Annotated in this window: 1 protein-coding gene; it reads left to right on the forward strand. The window is 66.2% G+C overall.

The features are described from left to right. On the forward strand, nt 1–237 hold a 237-nt coding region (locus L9G74_RS22010), incomplete at both ends, for a transposase (RefSeq protein ID WP_238899061.1).

A 237-nucleotide genomic window follows, 5' to 3' on the forward strand; every position in this document is an offset into this window, starting at 1 on the left:
GCTCGACATCGACGACACCGACGATACCGTCCACGGCGGCCAGCAGCTGGCGCTGTTCAACGCCCATTATGACGACTATTGCTTCCAGCCCATCCACATCTTCGAGGCGGCCACCGGCAAGCCGGTGCTCTCGCTGCTGCGCCCCGGCAAGCGGCCCTCCGGAGCAGAGGCGGCCCGTATCCTCAAGCACGTCATCGGCCGCATCCGGCGCAACTGGCCGCGGGTGGAAATTACCCT

It is taken from the genome of Shewanella electrica (assembly GCF_022321485.1).
GTDB classification, from domain to species: Bacteria; Pseudomonadota; Gammaproteobacteria; order Enterobacterales; family Shewanellaceae; genus Shewanella; species Shewanella electrica.